The organism is Nocardioides cremeus (genome assembly GCF_030518195.1).
Classification (GTDB): domain Bacteria; phylum Actinomycetota; class Actinomycetes; order Propionibacteriales; family Nocardioidaceae; genus Nocardioides; species Nocardioides cremeus.
The window spans coordinates 38,146-56,053 of sequence record NZ_JAULSC010000024.1 but is presented as its reverse complement, the minus strand read 5'-3'; the positions used below and the strand labels follow the sequence as shown (position 1 = coordinate 56,053).

Annotated in this window: 18 protein-coding genes and 1 pseudogene; 8 read left to right on the top strand and 11 right to left on the bottom strand. The window is 69.3% G+C overall.

The window, feature by feature from the left end:
* Positions 1–178 precede the first annotated feature (178 nt).
* The 3 genes from QWJ41_RS18365 to QWJ41_RS18355 all read right to left on the bottom strand — a co-directional run bounded on the left by QWJ41_RS18365 (position 179) and on the right by QWJ41_RS18355 (position 2,739).
* Entirely contained in the window at positions 179–667 is a 489-nt protein-coding gene (locus QWJ41_RS18365) for a hypothetical protein (RefSeq protein ID WP_302709925.1), read from the bottom strand.
* A 50-nt stretch (positions 668–717) separates the two neighbouring features.
* Complete coding sequence (locus QWJ41_RS18360) at positions 718–1,305, bottom strand: hypothetical protein (RefSeq protein ID WP_302709920.1); 588 nt, start codon at positions 1,303–1,305, stop codon at positions 718–720.
* A gap of 174 nt (positions 1,306–1,479) precedes the next feature.
* Positions 1,480–2,739, bottom strand: a complete 1,260-nt coding sequence (locus tag QWJ41_RS18355) for an MFS transporter (protein ID WP_302709919.1) — start codon at positions 2,737–2,739, stop codon at positions 1,480–1,482.
* Positions 2,740–3,050: 311 nt separating this feature from the next.
* Between QWJ41_RS18355 and QWJ41_RS18350 the strand changes: the two genes are divergently transcribed.
* Complete coding sequence (locus QWJ41_RS18350) at positions 3,051–4,085, top strand: alkaline phosphatase family protein (RefSeq protein ID WP_302709918.1); 1,035 nt, start codon at positions 3,051–3,053, stop codon at positions 4,083–4,085.
* Positions 4,086–4,265: 180 nt separating this feature from the next.
* Here the strand turns inward: QWJ41_RS18350 and QWJ41_RS18345 are convergent, their stop codons facing one another.
* Positions 4,266–5,096 (bottom strand): hypothetical protein, encoded by an 831-nt coding sequence (locus QWJ41_RS18345; RefSeq protein WP_302709917.1) that lies wholly within the window; start codon positions 5,094–5,096, stop codon positions 4,266–4,268.
* Positions 5,097–5,195: 99 nt separating this feature from the next.
* Here QWJ41_RS18345 and QWJ41_RS18340 point away from each other — a divergent pair, with 99 nt between their 5' ends.
* Together QWJ41_RS18340 and QWJ41_RS18335 are read left to right on the top strand one after the other, a co-directional pair.
* The gene (locus QWJ41_RS18340; RefSeq protein ID WP_302709916.1) at positions 5,196–5,834 is read left to right on the top strand and encodes an RNA polymerase sigma factor; all 639 of its coding nucleotides are present in this window, start codon (positions 5,196–5,198) and stop codon (positions 5,832–5,834) included.
* A gap of 87 nt (positions 5,835–5,921) precedes the next feature.
* On the top strand, positions 5,922–6,824 hold the full coding sequence (locus QWJ41_RS18335; protein WP_302709915.1) for a hypothetical protein: 903 nt from the start codon (positions 5,922–5,924) through the stop codon (positions 6,822–6,824).
* 387 nt (positions 6,825–7,211) lie between these two features.
* Here QWJ41_RS18335 and QWJ41_RS18330 read toward each other — a convergent pair whose 3' ends face one another.
* The 3 genes from QWJ41_RS18330 to QWJ41_RS18320 all read right to left on the bottom strand — a co-directional run bounded on the left by QWJ41_RS18330 (position 7,212) and on the right by QWJ41_RS18320 (position 9,879).
* Entirely contained in the window at positions 7,212–7,826 is a 615-nt protein-coding gene (locus tag QWJ41_RS18330; protein ID WP_302709914.1) for a recombinase family protein, read from the bottom strand.
* A gap of 179 nt (positions 7,827–8,005) precedes the next feature.
* Positions 8,006–8,422, bottom strand: a complete 417-nt coding sequence (locus tag QWJ41_RS18325; protein WP_302709913.1) for a type II toxin-antitoxin system VapC family toxin — start codon at positions 8,420–8,422, stop codon at positions 8,006–8,008.
* A gap of 8 nt (positions 8,423–8,430) precedes the next feature.
* Complete coding sequence (locus QWJ41_RS18320) at positions 8,431–9,879, bottom strand: FitA-like ribbon-helix-helix domain-containing protein (protein WP_302709912.1); 1,449 nt, start codon at positions 9,877–9,879, stop codon at positions 8,431–8,433.
* Between the two features lie 199 nt (positions 9,880–10,078).
* Between QWJ41_RS18320 and QWJ41_RS18315 the strand changes: the two genes are divergently transcribed.
* From QWJ41_RS18315 to QWJ41_RS18295, 5 genes and pseudogenes are all read left to right on the top strand, one after another.
* The gene (locus QWJ41_RS18315; protein ID WP_084622976.1) at positions 10,079–10,882 is read left to right on the top strand and encodes a cyclase family protein; all 804 of its coding nucleotides are present in this window, start codon (positions 10,079–10,081) and stop codon (positions 10,880–10,882) included.
* Between the two features lie 334 nt (positions 10,883–11,216).
* Positions 11,217–11,495 (top strand): type II toxin-antitoxin system TacA family antitoxin, encoded by a 279-nt coding sequence (locus QWJ41_RS18310; RefSeq protein WP_302709908.1) that lies wholly within the window; start codon positions 11,217–11,219, stop codon positions 11,493–11,495.
* A gap of 2 nt (positions 11,496–11,497) precedes the next feature.
* Positions 11,498–12,001, top strand: a complete 504-nt coding sequence (locus QWJ41_RS18305) for a GNAT family N-acetyltransferase (protein WP_302709907.1) — start codon at positions 11,498–11,500, stop codon at positions 11,999–12,001.
* Between the two features lie 150 nt (positions 12,002–12,151).
* Positions 12,152–12,766 (top strand): recombinase family protein, encoded by a 615-nt coding sequence (locus QWJ41_RS18300; RefSeq protein ID WP_302709905.1) that lies wholly within the window; start codon positions 12,152–12,154, stop codon positions 12,764–12,766.
* Between the two features lie 410 nt (positions 12,767–13,176).
* Positions 13,177–13,337, top strand: a pseudogene (locus tag QWJ41_RS18295) (transposase); the annotation flags it as partial.
* Between the two features lie 46 nt (positions 13,338–13,383).
* Here QWJ41_RS18295 and bioD read toward each other — a convergent pair.
* From bioD to bioB, 4 genes are read right to left on the bottom strand one after another with little or no spacing between them, the layout of a single operon-like run.
* Positions 13,384–14,097, bottom strand: a complete 714-nt coding sequence (gene bioD / locus QWJ41_RS18290; protein ID WP_302709904.1) for a dethiobiotin synthase — start codon at positions 14,095–14,097, stop codon at positions 13,384–13,386.
* Positions 14,094–15,224 carry an 8-amino-7-oxononanoate synthase gene (locus tag QWJ41_RS18285; RefSeq protein WP_302709902.1) on the bottom strand — a complete coding sequence of 377 codons (1,131 nt, stop codon included), beginning with the start codon at positions 15,222–15,224 and terminating at the stop codon, positions 14,094–14,096. The genes bioD and QWJ41_RS18285 overlap by 4 nt, the downstream gene beginning before the upstream one ends.
* Complete coding sequence (locus QWJ41_RS18280) at positions 15,221–16,534, bottom strand: adenosylmethionine--8-amino-7-oxononanoate transaminase (RefSeq protein WP_302709901.1); 1,314 nt, start codon at positions 16,532–16,534, stop codon at positions 15,221–15,223. Before QWJ41_RS18280 ends, QWJ41_RS18285 begins: the two co-directional genes overlap by 4 nt.
* Positions 16,531–17,604: a biotin synthase BioB gene (bioB, locus tag QWJ41_RS18275; RefSeq protein ID WP_302709900.1), complete on the bottom strand. Its 1,074-nt coding sequence runs from the start codon at positions 17,602–17,604 to the stop codon at positions 16,531–16,533. Before bioB ends, QWJ41_RS18280 begins: the two co-directional genes overlap by 4 nt.
* Between the last annotated feature and the right edge of the window lie 304 nt (positions 17,605–17,908).

The following is a 17,908-nucleotide window of genomic DNA, read 5'->3' as shown; positions in this document are numbered from 1 at the left end:
TGGTCGGTGGTGGCCGCAGCCCCCTTGGGCAGATCCCATGGCCACCACCGGGCAGTTCTCGTGGCCGTCAGCGGGCAGGTTTCATGTCCGCCACTGGGCAGTTCTCACTGGCCCTTGACAGATGTGTTGCCCGTCGGGAGCTGTGGCGCCAGTTCACGCGTGTGGAACGCCCGCAGGGTCAGCGGGCGTTGAGGAAGCCGATCGCCATGGCGCCCCACCAGCCGAGTTGCGAGAGCGAGGCGGTGATGGCGCAGAGGCTGAGGCGGAATCGGCGGGGGTCCTCGCTGAGCCGGGCGTGCAGCCACATCGCGAGCAGGCCGTTCCAGCCGATCAGCAGGACCAGTCCCAATTTCGCTTGGGTGATGGGGCCGGTCAGGTCGGGCTCGAGCAGGACGCCGCTGAGCACGAGCCCGCCGAAGCCTGCCCAGATCGGGACGTGGACGTTGCCGGCTTGGCGGAGCACGTCGACGAGCTCGGACCGTCCGGCCATCCAGCGGAGTGCGACCCAGTCGACGGTGAGTACGGCACCGAAGCCGACGACCAGGCAGGCCAGGTGCGCGAAGAGCGCCGCCTCGTGCAGCGTCTGGTCGGGGGCGATGTGAGCAGCGGTCCATACCGAGGCTCCCCCCAGCCCGGTGAGGGCGAGGCCCGCGACGACGTATGGCACCCACGAGGGGAGCGGTGGTGCCGCCGCTGGCCTCGCGTCGAGCGCGCTCGTCACTCGGTGGTGAGCTCGACGCCAGTGAACTCGACGGTCGCTCCCTCGGTGAGTGCCGGCGTCTCGGACTCCTCACCGTGGCGGTTGAACGTCGGGACGCCGAGGCTCGCGCGTAGGGTGTAGGTGCCTGCCTCGGGCACGGTGAAGTTGTTGGCGTAGTGGTAGAAGGTCGAGTAGTAGAAGTTCAGCTTCATCTCCTGCACGACCTTTCCGTCGGCGTCGAGGACCTCGAGAGTGATCGGCACGTCGGGGACGGTCCGCCCAGTCGAGGTCTCGGTCGGGATGATCTCGATGTGGTGGGTCTCCTCGGCCTTCGGCGCCCGGAACCGCGCACCGTGCGTGCCGTGCACCTCGAACCACGGCTCGGCCGCCTCGGTGATCAGGTTGATGGTCCACTCGCCGGACTCGACCGTCTGGCCCTTCTCGGCCAGCTCGTCGGCGAGGACCTCGTACTGCCTCTGGACTCCGGCTGGGACCGCGAACTCCGTCTCGTCCTTCGTGTCGGCCTCGGCGCTGCACCCGGTGAGTGCGGCGAGGGCAAGGGGGGCGGTCAGGGCGGCCAGGGCGGCCAGAGCGGCGCGTTGCATGGTGTGTCCTTTTAGGTTGGCCTGGTTAGGTAAGGCTTACCTTACCCGGACTGCTGGCGTGCGTGGTGCCCGGGCCACGAGATGGTCGGGCGCAGAGAGTCGACGACGGTGGCACCGCCGATCTCGCACCGCGAGCGCGGTGCGCGATCGCGGTGCGAGAGGGAATCGCGGTGGTCAGCCCGGGCTCGTGGAGCGCCGCCGGGTGGTGGGCCAGAGCAGGGCGAGCGAACCGACCTGCAGCAAGGTGATCACGGACGCCAGGACGGCGACGTGGTCGGTGATCAGCGCGCCGGCCAGCGCTCCGCCGGCGAGGGCCCCGATGCCCTGGACCGCCGCGAAGACGCCGTACGCCGTCGCACGGCGTCCGGCCGGCACCAGGTCGGCGACGTACGCCTTGACCGAGGAGTCCTGAATGCCGTTGGCGACACCCCAGATGCCAATGCCGAGCAGGACCAGCCCGACGGCATTCGCGAACACGAGCAGCGGTACGACGGCGACCAGTGGCGGTACGACGACAAGTGTCCTCGGCCCCCAGCGGTCGAAGGCATCGCCGGTGGCGAGGGCGGCGACGCCTGCGACCGCCATGCCCAGGGCATAGACGAGGGGAATGGCGGCGGGCGAGAGCAATCCGTCCTCGACGAACCGGTAGGCCATGACACCGAACGTCATCAGGCCTGCCGTCGCGAACGCCGCAGCGAGGGAGAACCGGTGGAAGGTGCGCGGCAGGTCGCGGCCCACCGCACGAGCGGCGGCACGTCGCTGCGCCGAGACCGGCGCCTGCTCCTCCGGATCCGGGTCGGCGAGACCCGGGACTCGTCGCCTCAACACGGCCAGCAGCACCAGTGACAGAGCGCCGGGAATGGCGAGCAGCGCGAATCCGGGCCACAGCAGACCAGTGAGCGCGGCCACTCCCGCCAGCAACAGCGGACCGGAGAACGCACCAACCTGGTCCAGCGCCTTGTGGACAGCGAAACCCCGCCCGCGGCCGGTCGGCTGCGCCATTCGGGCCAGCAGCGCCGACTTGGCAGGGCTGCGAACCGCCTTGCCCGTCCTCTCCAGCAGGATCAGCAGTGAGGCCACGGCGAGGCCGGCTCCCCCGAGAAAGGGTGTGACAGCCAACAACGGCACGCACACGGCAGTCATCGCGTATCCGACGACTGTGAGTCGCCAGTGGCGGTGGCTGCGGTCAGCCCATGGCCCGGTCACCAGGCGCAGGACAAGCGCGATCCCCTCGCCGGCACCGGTCACCAGGCCCACCGTCAACGCCGACGCTCCCAAGGTGCCGAGGAAAGGCCCGGCCATCGCCCGCATGCCCTCGTAGAGCATGTCGGCAGTCAGGCTGACGAGACCGAAGCCGACGATCGCCTGCCAGGGTGTCCAAGTGCGCGATGAACGTCTCCGGTCGGCGAACTCGTCGGAGCTTGTCCGGGTCACGTCAGCTGATCCTGACATCGATCGTGCCGAGTGTCGTGCTCGCCTCAGCCCCGACCGGCGCAGGTGCATTCCCGCCCGCGCCTAACCCAGACGGCGCGGCGGTGCGCCAGATCGGCCGACCTCCTCAAACACATCTTTCGAGCTCCGCCACCAACAATCGGCTGACTGGATGCGGAGCCTGACACGGTTCTCCGGAACGCCCTCGGCGGTGCGGTGGTCGCCCAGCACGGGGGCGCGCAGGAGTGCGGCGTCCAGCTCCCGCGGAGGTCGGATGACCGCGACACCCTGGTCACGTGATCTAGCCTGTTGTGATGCTCGGAAATATCCGTCCTGCCCTGGCGCCGCTGTTCGCGGCGGTCCTCGCCGCCACCTGCCTGGTCGCGCCGGCCAGGGCGATGGTCAGCTCCGGTGGCGCCTCTGCGTCGGTCGACGTGCCGGTCGCCAGCGTACTTGCCGTGTCGATCGACGGGCTCAACCCGCGCGCCATCCGCGAGCTCGGCCGCGATCGCGCGCCCACCCTGCACCGGCTGATCGACGAGGGCGCGTCCACCATGAACGCCCGCACCGCGCGCGAGCTGACCACCACCCTGCCCAACCACACCGGGATGCTGACCAGCCGACGGGTCAACGCCGACCGCGGCGGCCACGGGGTCACCTGGAACGACGACCGACTGAGGCCCCGGACCGTCCACGCCGCCGCCGGCGAGACAGTCAGGTCCGCGTTCTCCGTCGTCCACGACGAGACCCGCCCAACCGCGCTCTTCGCCAGCAAGACCAAGTTCACGCTGTTCAAGCGCTCCTGGCGCTCGAAGATCGACCGCTTCACGGTCCGGGAGAACAACGCCTTGCTGATGCGGCGCGTCCGTGGCGACCTGCTCAACAACGACCGGGCGTTCCGTTTCGTCCACTTCTCCAAGCCCGACGTCGTCGGGCACGACCGGGGCTTCCTGTCACCCGCCTACCTGGACGCCGTCGCCGACGTCGACCGCCTGCTCGGCCGGCTGATCGCCGCCATCGAGGCCGACCCGGTACTGAAGAACGGCCTGGTCCTCATCGTCACCGCGGACCACGGCGGCAAAGGACACAGCCACAGCGACCCCACCCGGTACGCCAACTATCGGGTTCCGTTCATGGCCTGGGGCCCCGGGGTCGCTGCCGACGCCGACCTCTACGAGCTCAACCCCCACTATGCCAGCCCCGGCACCTCCCGCACGACGTACGCCACCACCCCGCCGCCGATCCGCAACGGCGCGATCGCCAACCTGGTGACCGACCTGCTCGGACTGGGCCCGGTGCCCGGGAGCCAGAGGCAGTTCAACAAGGCCCAGGACCTCGACCTCAACTAGTCTTCGGGATTCCACGAGTGATCGGGCGGCGGGGCTGAAAGCACCGAAGTAGGTGGTGTCCCCACCCGACGTCAGCCAGCTCCCTTTCCGCACGGTCGAACCCTTCGGCGACAACCGGCCCGATCGGATGTTGTCGCGCATGGCTCGACCGGCGTGGCCCCCTTTCGCGGTCGCTTCTCTTCAGTCGTCGTCCTCGAGGTCGTCAACGGACACAGAGTCGTCGCCAGCCCGATCACCTTCGCCGACGTCGACGTCGGGTCCGTCACTGTCGTCGGGTCCGTCGCTCTGGTCGGGTCCGTCGCTGTCGTCGGGGCCGCCGTCGTTGTCGTCGGGTCCGTCACTGTCGTCGGGTCCGTCGCTGTCGTCGGGGCCGCCGTCGTTGTCGTCGGGTCCGTCACTGTCGTCGGGTCCGTCGCTGTCGTCGGGGCCGCCGTCGTTGTCGTCGGGTCCGTCGCTGTCCTCGGGGCCGCCGTCGTTGTCGTCGGGTCCGTCACTGTCGTCGGGTCCGTCGCTGTCGTCGGGGCCGCCGCTGTCGTGGTCCTGGTCTTCGGAGACGCCCGGCGAGCCGGGTACGGAGGAGGGAGCCGGCTCCGTCCCGTCATCCGGCCCTTCCGCTTCGTCACCGGTGGGCGACGAGACTCCGCTTCTCGATGGTCCGCGGCCAGGAGCAAAGGAGCCGCGGTCCTGGCCACTGCTCTCGGACTGTCGGGGAGCCGTGTCCGGCCGTCGGTCGACCGGTTCCTCCACCTGGCGGTCGGACGGGGGTCTGATCGCCGGTTCCGACGGTGCGAACAACAGGCCCGAGGCATGGGCGGCACCGAACACGGTGACCACGAGGGAGGCCGCCACGGCGCCTACCTTGAGCCCCCGGGAGATCCCTGTTCGAGGAGTCGGTGCGGGTGCGGTCCTCGCCACCTGCGCCAGCGTCACCGGGAACACGTCGTCGTCGACGGACGGCAGGTCGGCGCGAAGAGCGCGCGACAGTTCCGTGGCCGAGAACGAGGGAGTCATATGCCTTCATCTCCCGAGCGCGGCTATTCGTTACATCGGAGGGGAAAGTCGGCACGGACTCCCCCCGGGGTCCATAATCGCCCGCAGGAGGAGCCATCAGTGAAGTCTTTCCGGGAAGACGACGACCTCATCACCCGCGCTCGTGCCGGCGACGAGGCTGCCTGGGCACAAATCTATCGCGACCATGCCGGACGCCTGATCGTCTGGCTGCGCACGTCGCCGAGCGGAGACGCCGCGGCGGCACCCGAGGACATCGCCGCGGACGCCTGGCTGACCGCCGCACAGAACCTGGGCAAGTTCTCCGGGACCAGCGACGACTTCGCGGGCTGGCTCTTCAGCATCGCCCGCAACGTCGCGAGCAACCGACGCCGCACCAACGCACGACGAGCCACCTCGCCCCACGACACGGCACTGCCCGGTGGTGTCGACTGGGGCACCACCGCGGATGGATCCCTGGTCATCAGCGGCAACGACGCCACCCGCCGGCTCCTGGGCCACCTGTCCAAGCGGGAGGCCGAGGTGATCGCCTGCATCGACGTCGTGGGTCTCGACGCCACTGCGACCAGCCACGCGCTGGGGATGAGTGTCACAGCGGTACGGGTCGCCCGACACCGCGGGCTCAAACGGCTGCGCAGCATCCTGTCGGCCCAGGAGCCCGACAGCGAACCGGGGCCACCGCCCGAGCCCGAGGTCGGCGCGCCCGCACCGCCCGCAGAAAGTCGCAAGACGGACGTGTAACGAATCGCCGGCGTGGCGACCTGAGTCCCTGCAACCCCCTCGTTCCGCCGGCCCACAGCGGCCGGCTCCGTTGTCCCTGGAGGATCCATGAAGCTTCAACTCTCGCTGCCCGGCAAGGGCGTGGCCGCCGTGGCGGCCCTGGCCACCGCCGGCCTGTTCAGTGTCATGCCCACGGCCCACGCCGCAGCTCGGGACTCCGACGGGGACGGGATCCCCAACCGGTGGGAACGCAACCACGGCATGAACCCGTTCCGTGCCGCGGACGCCAGCGCCGACTACGACAAGGACCGGCTCACCAACCTCCGCGAGTACCGCCTGGGGTCCCTCATCAGGGACGAGGACACCGACAACGACGGCCACGACGACGGCGACGAGGTCAAGGACGGGTTCCGCTCCACTGACATCGACGACCCGGACGCCGACAACGACGGCATTGAGGACGGCGACGAGGACGCCGACCGCGACGGCACCGACAACGAGGACGAGGACGACGCCTCCGAGAACTGCCGCGCCGACGACGACGACCGCGACCACGACGACGTTGATGATGAGGACGAGAACGAGTTCGGCGGCTCGGTGAGAGACGCGGACTCCGACGACGACGGCGTCGAGGACGGCGACGAGGACAGCGACGAGGACGGCGAGTCCGACGAGGACGAGGACGACAGCCTCGAGGACGACTGCTCTGGCGACTCCGACGGCGACGGGGAGTCCGACGAGGACGAGGGCGACCTGCTGGGCACCATCGACTCCTTCGACGGCACCACGCTCGTGGTCACCTCACTGAACGGGTTCACCATCAGCGGGGTCGTCACCGCGGACACCGAGGTCGAGTTCGAGGACGACGAAGACGGGGACAGCGACGGGGACGGGGAAGACCGCGAGGCAACCACCGCCGACCTCCAGCCCGGAGTCTCGGTCGCCGAGATCGAGTTCGACGACGAGACCGGCGCAATCGAGGAAGTCGAGATCTACCTGACCACCCCCTGACCCCACGGGATACCTCGTTCGGTCCCGCCCACGACGGGGACAAAGATCCCGCCGCCCCCGGTACTCGCCGTACCGGGGGCGGCATCAGTTCTGGAGGACCCGGGATCCGATCCGTGGATGCTTCACCCGGATCGTGGCCGGACCGGCATTCGGGCGCTGGCTCGTTGAACCGTCGGGTGACCCGCGGCGGGGGACAAACTGGCGATGCCAGGTTTACCGAAGTCCGGAACTCGACCCCGGCTCGAGCGCCCATCTTGGACCTCTCCATCTATGCCCCGACGGCCCGTAAGAGGAACCTCAAATGGGAGTCACCAGCGAGCAGGCCGGCCGGGAACGCCGACGTCCCGGCGGGGTGTCGGATACGGGACAGCCGGCGTCGTGGCCGGGTCAGCGCCTTGAGGACGCCTCAGCGAGGCCAGCCTTCGCCGCGACTCGTTGGCGTTCGATGGCTCGGTACACGGTGGAGCGGCCAACTCCGAATAGCTCGGCAACTTCGGCGGTGCTGTACTCGCCGCTGTGCACCAGGGAGACCAGGTGAGCTTCCTGTTTCCGGTTGAGCTTGGGTTGCTTGCCACGGAGCCGGCCCTTGGCCCTCGCAACCTTCATGCCCTCGACTGTGCGGAGTCTGATGAGGTCGGACTCGAATTCAGCGACCATCGCGAGAACGTTGAACAGCAGCCGCCCGACGGCGTCGGTGGGGTCGTAGACCGACCCGCCGAGCGAGAGGCTGATCTGTCGGGTGGTGAGCTCGTCGGCGATCGCTCGGGCGTCAGGCAGTGACCTGGCCAAGCGGTCAAGCTTGGTGACCACGAGGGTGTCACCGGCGCGGCAGGCGGCGAGTGCCTCGCGTAGCCCGGGCCGTTCGCGGTTGGTGCCAGTTAGGCCGTGGTCGACGTAGATCCGCTCAGTCTCGACACCCAGTCCGAGCAGGGCATCGCGTTGGGCGGTGAGGTCTTGTTGGTCGGTGGAGCATCGGGCGTACCCGACAAGTAGCGCGCTCATGGCGCACCTCCAAGGGTGGGCTCGGCCGGCCACGGGCTGCGGCCGGCTTGGGCATCGGGCAACGCCCGACTGCACCAGCCAGCGCCCAGCTCGCCTCCTGGCGCAAGGCCAGGTACGCGACCTCATGGGCGTGGACCCCGCTCGTGGCCGCCATCGACGCCCACCGCTCTGGGGATGGCTCAGTCTCTGGGCGCGGTCGTGTCCCATGGATTGAGGCAAGGGACGCCGAGGGGTTCGAAGTGTTTGGTGTTCCGCGTTGCGATGGTCATCTCTGCAGACTCCGCGACGGCGGCGATGAGGGCGTCGTCGAACGGTGCGTGCTCGGGGACCCGATAGGCCGCGAGAATCCGGGCCGCCGACAGGTCGAACGGCAGGACCCGGTCGGCGAACGTGGGCAAGACGTTCTCCTCGAACCAGCGACGTAGGACTGCTCCTTGCTCAGCGTCGGATCGCTCCTTGGCAATCACTCCTCGCTCGATCTCCGCGATGGTGAATGCTGAGACGAACTGGTCACCGACGGGAACCGACGCTGCCCACACCTCGACAGGCCGGTTGCGCCCTCGGACCCGCAGCGCGGACACCACGTTGGTGTCCAAGAGGTACTTCACAGTTGCGCTGAGCGAGCTGTCAGGCCCAGGCGCTCGGGTTCGAACTCGATGTCGGCACCGTCGTCAGTGCCCAGAAGGTCAACAATAGTGACGGGCTCGCCCTCCAGAGCCTTGGTGAGCACGTCGCGCGCCTCCGCCTCAACCGACCGGTGACGCTGCTTGGCACGCGCACGAAGCGCGGCCTTGGTCCCCGCGGGAAGGTTGCGGATCAGGATCTGTTCCATAACGACCACCTCCGATATCACCCCAACGATATCACTGCCAGATGGAGCGGCACGACAACTGCAGCGCGACCTCCCAGTGGCGACCCGGACTGGCCGCAGCACCTGCCTCGGCTCCTGGTCGATCACCGTACGCGGATCCCGCACCGGGTCGCTCCGCGAGCCCATCGTCACGCGGAGCGTGACCAGTGCGGGATCCCTCACCGGCAACCGGTCGTCACCCGGCTGACATGAGCTGGGCGCGGCGGCCTCCCGCGTCTTCGTACCTGCGGTCGTCGCAGGGCTCGGCCGCTTCGGCACGCGGCAGCGGCAGCCCGGCCTGGCCGTCGTACCGCGAAGGCTTCGACCAGTCGGCCCTCCCTCGCAGGCCGGATCAGTCGTGGAGGCGTCGGTCGAGGTGCGCGACCAGCGTCTCGTAGAGCGAAGGGTCGTCGTGGTTCCCGACCAGGAGGCCGGCGAGGACCTGCAGACGGCGCAGGTCACGGCAGTCGGAGAGTCGGGTCCGGTCGATGGGCCGGGGTAGGCGGCCAATGCGTCGTCTGTGATCGTCATCGAGGCCATGTCCCACTCCACGGGCCCGACACACACGTCCTCGAAGTCGGTCCAGAGTGGTCCGTCCGGCGTCATGAGCACGTTTCCTGTGTGGGCGTCTCCATGCAGGGGACGGGCCGGCCAGGACCGGGTCAAGGGGACCAACTCGGCGGCAGCGCGATGGAGGGTCGGATCTGATGAGATCGCCAGCGCCGGGGAGATGTCGGTGAGAGGGCCGATCAGGGTGGGCAGGTCACCGGGGTAGCGGGCCAGTGCGTCGTGCAACGGTCCCAGCATCGCGCCGAAGCCGGCGGCTGATACTTCGCGGGAGTCGTGTTCGGTCCAGTGCCACAGGCACACTTCCAGTCCCTCTGCGATGTGGGGCCCCGGGTCCTCCCACGGGGCGACGATAGGTACGCCCGAGGCGGCGAGGAACTGGGCGACGAGCACTTCACGTTCGAGCCAGGGCAGGGGGTGTGGGCGCAGTGCGCGCCCGACGGTCACGACGCGGGTGACTACTGGTGCGGGCCTGAGTCGTACGCGAACGCTGTAGCCCTCGGCGATGACCTCGGGATCGTCGGCTGGCAGCCCCAATGCCCGAGCACAGGCGACGGATGCCGACACCGCATCGGCAGTGGTGGGGAGGACAGCCACGCCGTCGACGGTTTGTCGCTCATCGAGGTCGTCGTCCATGGCGGCCACTTTGACAGGGCGGGCAACCGCGTCGATGGCGGCTATAAAGACGCACGTCGCCAGATGCACGGATCGCGGCCATGTGAGTGTGCTTCTTCGCGAACGCTTGGTGACGCGACTCGGCCGGGGCAGGTGGCGCAACCAGGATCTCGAGCAGGTGCGCAGCCCGAGGCGAGCGTAGGGCTGGGACGATGATCCGGTGGAAGAGCTGATTTCTCTGTTGGGCCACCGTGTTCGCCTCGTCGACCTGACACACCGTCTCGGACCGTCGCCGAGCGAGCCGGTACCCCCGTGGCTGGAGGCACAGACGCATGAGGAAGGCGCCGAGGTGTGGGAGGGCATGTTCGGCATCCCACGTGGGGCTCTGCCAGGCGGACGGGGTTTCGCCGGTGAGATGCTGCACCGGCTGTCCACGCACGCGGGTACCCATGTGGACGCGCCGTGGCACTACGCGCCGACAGCAGGCGGTGCACCTGCCGCCACCATCGACCGTGTGCCGCTCTCGTGGTGCGTCGGTGACCTGGTGGTGGTGGACGTGTCGGACCTGCCCACCGGGCACCTGATCGGCCGAGACGAAGTGGTCGAGCGCCTTGCGGGCATCGCACCCGATCTGCAGGCGGGCGCTGTGGTGGCGTTCTACACGGGCGCGGAGCGGCTCTGGGGTGATGAGAAGTTCTGGGAGACCGGGTGTGGTCTGGGACGTGAAGCGGTGCTGGCGCTGCTCGAGCGTGGCGTGCGGACCATCGGTACCGACGCCTGGAGCTTGGACCGGCCATATCCGCTGATCGGCGCGGAGTGGCAGCAGCGGCGCGATCCGGCGGCGCTGTGGCCCGCGCACTTCGCTGGCATCGAGCAGCCTTATCTGCAGATCGAGAAGCTGGCCAACCTCACGGCGGTGCCTGCGATCGGGGCCACCATCCTCGCGTTCCCGATCAAGGTTGAGTGCGGCAGCGGAGCGTGGACGCGAGCCGTAGCTCTAGTCGCAGAGCCAGGCGAGCGCTGAACCACCACGGAGCCGCAGTGCGGTTGCGCACTGTGCGTGGGTCGTCTTCGGGCGCGGACGCGCTTTGTGCGTCGGGGACGACCCAGCACCGGGGCCGTCGACGGATCTCCTGAGCCGCTGCCCCCTGCCCGGTCGGGCAGATTCGTATGGCGGCGTCGGCGATGCTCGTGCCGTGAACCAGCTGCCCGACGCCGTCGTGGCCTCGCGGCCGACCGCCACCGTCGGCTGCTACACCGTCCCGGATAGCGATCCCTGGCCGGTGATCCAAATCCCTCGACATCATTGCTAGGTGTCCGTACAGTTGTCCGTACGTACCATGAGGAGGTGACCGTCGATGCCAGCAGCGTCTGCTCGTTTGGAGTTCCGGGTCCGCCCGGAGCGTAAGTCGCGCATCGAGCGCGCCGCAGAGCTGGTGCACGAGCCGGTCAGCGAGTTTGCCCGGACTGCGGCTGAGGAGAAGGCGGAGCGCGTCATTCGCGAGCACGAGGCCACCACCACGGTGCCTGCTGAGTTCTTCGACGATCTGCTGGACGCGCTCGACGCGGCGCCTCGTGCCAACGCGGCGCTCGCGCGTGCGGCGCAGCAGGCGCGCGAAACGATCATCCGCGACTGACGGTGAGTCTGCGGTCCGAGCGGTTCGATCCCGAGCGGCACAACGTCGGCGGGTTCAGTTGCGGTGAGCCGTCGCTGGACGCGTGGTTGGCTGAGCAGGCCGCTCCCGCGGAGGCCCGTCGCACGGCTCGAACGTGGGTCTGGGCCGATCAGGACGGTGTCGCCGTGGGCTACTACGCGCTGGCGGCTCACAAGGTGGCGCGCGATGAGGTTCCCAGCAAGGTCGGTCGTGGCGGGCCGGTAGAGATTCCGGCAGTCCTGCTGGCTCGCCTCGCCCTGTCGGAGTCTCTGCGGGGGCAGGGCCTGGGAGCGGTCCTGGTCGCCGACGCGATGCAGCGGGTCGTCGATGCGACACAAACGGTGGCTGCCCGACTTGTCGTCGTGGACGCCCTACACGAGCGTGTCGCTCGGTTCTACGAGGCCTTGGGCTTTCGCCGCATTCCCGAAAGCCTGCTCCTGGTGCAGAAGGTCGCCGACATCGAGTTGTCGCTCAGAAGCGCGGACTGATCCGCTTCGTGAGGGCACGGTCGTACGTCGTCTTCTCAGACCACTTGCGACTTCGGGGGGTCGAGAACTCAATGACTGGTATCGGCCTCAGCCGCTGCCCGAGCGCGCCACAAACTGACGGCGGGCCGGGCCCAGCTCTGGAGGTGCGCCATGAGCGCGCTGCTTGTCGGGTACGCCCGATGCTCCACCGATCAACAAGACCTCACCGCCCAGCGCGACGCCCTGCTCGGCCTCGGCGTCGAGGCTGAGCGGATCTATGTCGATCACGGCCTAACCGGCACCAACCGGGAACGCCCGGGACTTCGCGAGGCACTCGCCGCCTGCCGTGCCGGCGATACCCTGGTGGTGACAAAGCTCGACCGCTTGGCTCGGTCTCTGCCTGATGCGCGAGCGATCGCTGACGAGCTCACCACTCGGCAGATTAGCCTCTCCTTGGGCGGGTCCGTGTACGACCCAACCGACGCGGTCGGACGGCTGCTGTTCAACGTGCTGGCGATGGTGGCCGAGTTCGAGTCCGACCTGATTCGGCTTCGCACCCGCGAGGGCATGAAGGTCGCCAAGGCCAAGGGTCGGCTGCGCGGCAAGCAGCCGAAACTCAACCGGAGGCAGGAGGCGCACCTGGTCTCGCTAGTGCACAGCGGCGAGTACAGCACCCTGGAGGTCGCCGAACTGTTCGGCGTCGGCCGCTCCACCGTCTACCGCGCCATCGAACGTCAACGCGTCGAAGCCAGAGCCGGCCTCGCCGAGACGACATCCAAGCGTTAAGACCACCTCACGGCGCCGGCTGTCCCGAATCCGACACCCGTGCGGGACGCCGGCGCCTCACCATGCCCGCATGCGCCTGAGTGCCCTCATGGGGTTCGGCTTGTCGGACGCTTGAACCCGTACCGGAGAGCGCGCACCAATGCGATATCGCGGTGCGTGTCAGCAGGCAGACTGCTTGCGTGGAGATGGTGGCATTCGACCTCGACGGCACGCTCGTGGATCAGGCGGACGCCGCCAGTCGGTGGGGCTGAGGAATCCATCAGTTCTAAGCGGCTGGATCTGATGTGGTCGACGCCGCAGGTGCACTGACTGCACGTCCTAGACCAAAGGGCGAGGTCTTCGCAGAGCTAAGTCCAGGAACAGCTCGGCCATGCCGGTCTGGTCTGGCCGGCAGCCTGGGAAGCGGCACCGGCCTGCAGGTCGAGCTGAGCGACCACCTGGGCTGGGAGACAAGGGCGCCCCGGACGCGGCGGCGTTTCCCAACTCCCGCAATGGGTCGACTGCGAAGACGGTCGCCACCCAGATTGGCGACGCCGACCTGGCGGTCCCGCGCGACCGGGCTGGCACGTTCCCCCGGACCTCCGACTGTCCAAAAAGCGCAGGGCACACCAGGGCGGTCATCGGGTCCTCTGTCCGGCGAACCATCCAGGAGCCGCCTCGACGAACTCGGGCGGCGGCAGGAGCCCCGCCCCCTCGGGCAGCACGGCGAGCACGGGCACGTCGGTCACCCGGGGAAGGTCCGTCAGGTTGCACCTCTCGGCCAGCCCCGGTGCGGCCGGCCACGACCCGACCACCAGTCCGGCCGGCTCGATGCCCCGGTACCGGAGGGCGGCGACGGTGAGCTCGGTGTGGTTGAGGGTGCCGAGGCCTGGGCGGGCGACCACCACTACGTCCAACGCGGCCTCGGCGGGGAGGAGATCGCGCAGCTGGACGGCTAGGTCGAGCAGCGTGCCGCCGACGGCGTCGAGCCGGACCAGCAGCCCGCCGGCCCCTTCCACCACCACGACGTCGTGGTCGGGCATCAGTGCCAGGACCTGCGCGACGTGGTCGGCGACCGGCGGGATCGCAACCCCCTGCCGTCGGGCCGCGACGTCGGGTGCGAGTGGCTCTGCCAGGCCGACCAGCTGGTGCACGTCGCGGCCGGTGAGCCGGTGGACGGCCGCGGTGTCGGGCTCGTCGGGATCGATGCCGCCGATGCCGGTCTGCACGGGCTTGACCACAGTGACCCGACCCTGCGCCACCGCGGCCAGGGCAGCGGCCGTGACGGTCTTCCCCACACCGGTGTCGGTGCCGGTCACCACGACGACCCGCTTGCCGTTCCCGGGGGTCATCGGTGCTCCTCGACCAGGTCGACCAGCGTTGCGACAGCACGGGCCCAGGCGTGCGCCGGGATCGCGGCGTTGGCGGTGATCCGCAGCCGTGAGATGCCGTCGGGCACCGAAGGTGGCCTGAAGCAGCCGATGTAGAGGCCCCGCTCCGCGGCTGTCTGCTGCGCGGCGACGGCGGCGCCGGGGGAGGACATCGGCACGGACAGCACGGCGCCGGCCGGTACTGCGACACCGAGCGCCTCGGCCAGCTCACGCACCCGGTCCCGCACCACGGCGGCGAGCTCGGGACGTGCGGTCAGCTCCCGCAGCGCCGCGAGCGCGCCGGCGGCGGACGCCGGCGCCAGGCCGGTGTCGAAGATAAACGGTCGGGCACGGTTGACGAGGTGCTCGCGCAGCGCCGTCGGCCCGAGGACGGCGCCACCCTGGCTGCCGAGGGCCTTCGACAGCGTCACCGTCACGACGACGTGCGGGTGTCCCGCGAGTCCCAGGGAAGCGACGAGTCCCGGACCGTGCACTCCCAGCCCATGCGCCTCGTCGACCACCAGCAGGGCGTCGTGCTGCTCGCAGAGCTCGGCGAGCTCCGTCAGTGGGGCCGCGTCGCCGAGCACGGAGTAGACGGATTCAGCCAGCACGACGGTGCGCTCGCCGGCCGCAGTCGCACTGGCCAGGCCGTCGGCCACGGCGCCGATGTCGCTGTGCGGCACCACGGTCAGCCGGGCGCGCGACAAGCGGGTCCCGTCGACGAGGGAGGCGTGGATGTGCGCGTCCGAGATCACGCGAGTGGATCGGTCGGCGAGCGCGGTGACGACGGCGAGGTTGGCGTGGTAACCGGTCGAGAGGACGAGGGCCGATGGCTGCCCGAGCCGCGCCGCGAACTCGTCCTCGAGGTCGGTGTGCACCTCAAGGGTCCCGGTCACCAGCCGCGAGGCTCCGGCTCCGGCGCCCCACGCAAGAGCGGCGTCCGCCGCCGCCTGCTTCACGACGGGTGACCGCGCGAGGCCGAGATAGTCGTTGCCAGCGAGGTCGATCGTCGGATCGTCAACCGGCCGCGACCTCAGCCGCCGGGTGAGGCCGGCATCCTCCCGCGCCGCTGCCTCGGCTCCCAGCCACCGGCTCCAGCTTGTGCTCATCCGGCGCGCACCGCCCCTCTGATCCCCGCGACGAGCCGGTCGAGCTCGTCGTCGCTGATGACGTACGGCGGCATCGCGTAGACCAGGTCGCGGAACGGCCGCAGCCATGCGCCGGCCGCGAGCGCAGCCTCGGTGGCGGCGACCACGTCGACCGCATGGTCCAGCTGTACGACGCCGACCGCGCCGAGCGTCCTCACGTCGGCCACGCCCGGCGTGGCCCGGAGTGGCTCGAGGCCCGCGGTGAGCGCACGGTTGATCCTGGCGACGTCCGCCTTCCAGTCGCCCTCCCGGAGGAGGTCGATGGACGCCGATGCGACGGCGCAGGCGAGCGGGTTGCCCATGTAGGTGGGGCCGTGCATCAGCACGCCTGATTCGCTCGCCGAGATGCCTCGCGCCACCTCGTCCGTGGTCAGCACGGCGGCCAGCGTGAGGTAACCGCCGGTGAGCGCCTTACCGATGCAGAGGATGTCGGGGGTGACCACCTCGCTGACGAACAGGTGCCCGGTCCGCCCGAAGCCGGTCGCGATCTCGTCGAACACCAGCACCAGGTCGTGCTCGTCGGCGACTTCGCGGAAGACGTGGAGACAGGCCTCTAGGTAGGGGCGCATGCCGCCGGCTCCTTGGAGCAGGGGCTCCACCACGATCCCGGCCAGCTCGTGCGCGTGGGCCGCTGCCAGCGCGCGGAACGCCCCAGCCCACGCCTGGAGATCGGGCGGCGTGGCGTCGTACGACGGAGGCCGGGGCGCGAAGACCTGCTCGGGGAGGAGGCCGCGCCAGATGGCGTGCATGCCAGCGACCGGGTCGGTCACGCTCATGCAGTCGAAGGTGTCACCGTGGTAGCCACCGAGGACCGTGAGCATCCGGGTCCGCTCTGGACGGCCGGTCCCGCGCTGGTGCTGCAGCACCATCTTGAGCGCCACCTCCACGGCGACCGAGCCGGAGTCCGCCAGGAAGACCTTGTCGAGCGGGTCGGGCGTGATCTCCACGAGGCGGCGGCCCAGCTCGACTGCGGGCACGTGGGTGAGGCCGCCGAACATCACGTGCGCCATCTGCCCAAGCTGGTCGGTGACCGCCCGGTCGAGCGCGGGATGGCGATAGCCGTGGACCGCCGCCCACCACGAGGACATGCCGTCGACCACCTCGCGGCCGTCGGCGAGGGCGAGGCGGGCACCGTGTGCACCCGTCACCAGCCGGACCGGCGTGGGGTCGGTCATCGAGGTGTACGGGTGCCAGAGGTGCTCGCGGTCGTAGGCGAGGAACTCGTCTTCGGCGGGCTGGGCGAGGGTCATCGGCTTCGGGATGCCGGTCATGCGTTGGCGGGGACATCGGTGCCGGACCCCCGCTGTCGGATGGCCAGACCATTCGGCCGGGCCTCGCAGCCGGTGTCGGTGAGGGCATCCTCGGCGCCCAGGATGACGAACCCGTTGTCCTTGAGCATCTGGATGTCGGCCTTGGCGTCCTGCCCTTCGCTGGTGAGGTAGTCACCGAGGAAAATGGAGTTGGCCACCTGCAGCGCAATCGCCTGCAGGGACCGCAGGTGCATCTCACGGCCGCCAGCGATCCGGATCTCCTTGTCCGGGCAGACGAACCGGGCCATCGCGAGGATCTTCACGCACCGGATGGGTTCGAGCTCCCAGGTGTTCTCGTAGGGCGTCCCGTCGAACGGCATCAGGAAGTTGACCGGGATCGAGTCAGCGCCGAGCTCCTTCAGCGCGAACAGTGCCTCGACGAGCTGCTCGTCGGTCTCGTTGAGACCCGCGATGAGTCCGGAGCAGGGGGACAGGCCCGCGGACTTCGCCTTGCTGATGGTCTCGACGCGGTCGTCGTAGGTATGCGTCTGGACGATGTTGTCGTGGTTGGACTCGGCGGTGTTGATGTTGTGGTTGTAGGCGTCGACGCCGGCAGCCTTGAGGCGCTCGGCCTGGCCGGCCTTGAGGAGGCCGAGGCAGGCGCAGACCTCGACGTCAGGGTGCTCCTGCTTAAGCGCCTCGATCATCTCCGTGACCTTGTCGATGTCGCGGTCGGAGGGGCCACGGCCGGAGGAGACCATGCACACCCGTGTGGCGCCGCCTTTGAGCCCGGCGCCGGCCTGTTTGAGGGTCTCGTCCTTGGAGAGCCAGGAGTACTTGAGGATCGGCGCCTGGGAGCCGAGGGCTTGGCTGCAGTAGTTGCAGTTCTCCGGGCAGAGCCCGGACTTGAGGTTGACCAGGTAGTTGACCTTGACGGTGTTGGCGAAGTACGCCCGGCGGAGCCGGCCGGCGGCCGCCACGAGGTGCATCAGCTCCTCCTCTGGCGCGCGGAGGATCGCGAGGGCGTCGTTCGGGCTCGCGTCGCCTCCGGCGAGGACCTTGTCGGCGATCTGGTCGAACTGCGTGGTCATGGAGCTCCTTTGGGACACATTCGAGGGCTGGTACCTGAACGGCGTTCAGGTGAAGGTTAGGCGCTCTTGACGTCGCGCGCCATAGATGGGTGCTTGCGGCACGCTGCAGGAGAGTCCCGTGAAGTGGTGGGGTTTGAGGACCCACGGCGGGGCTGCGCGAAGTAGGTGGTCATCGGCGGGATCTTCGGTATGAAACGACTAAGTCACGCACTTGAAGGAGAACCACGGGTCTGCCACCGGCGCCGACTCGGCCCATGGATCCGACCATGTCGTGACGGTTGAGAGCGCGGACGAACTTCCGGCT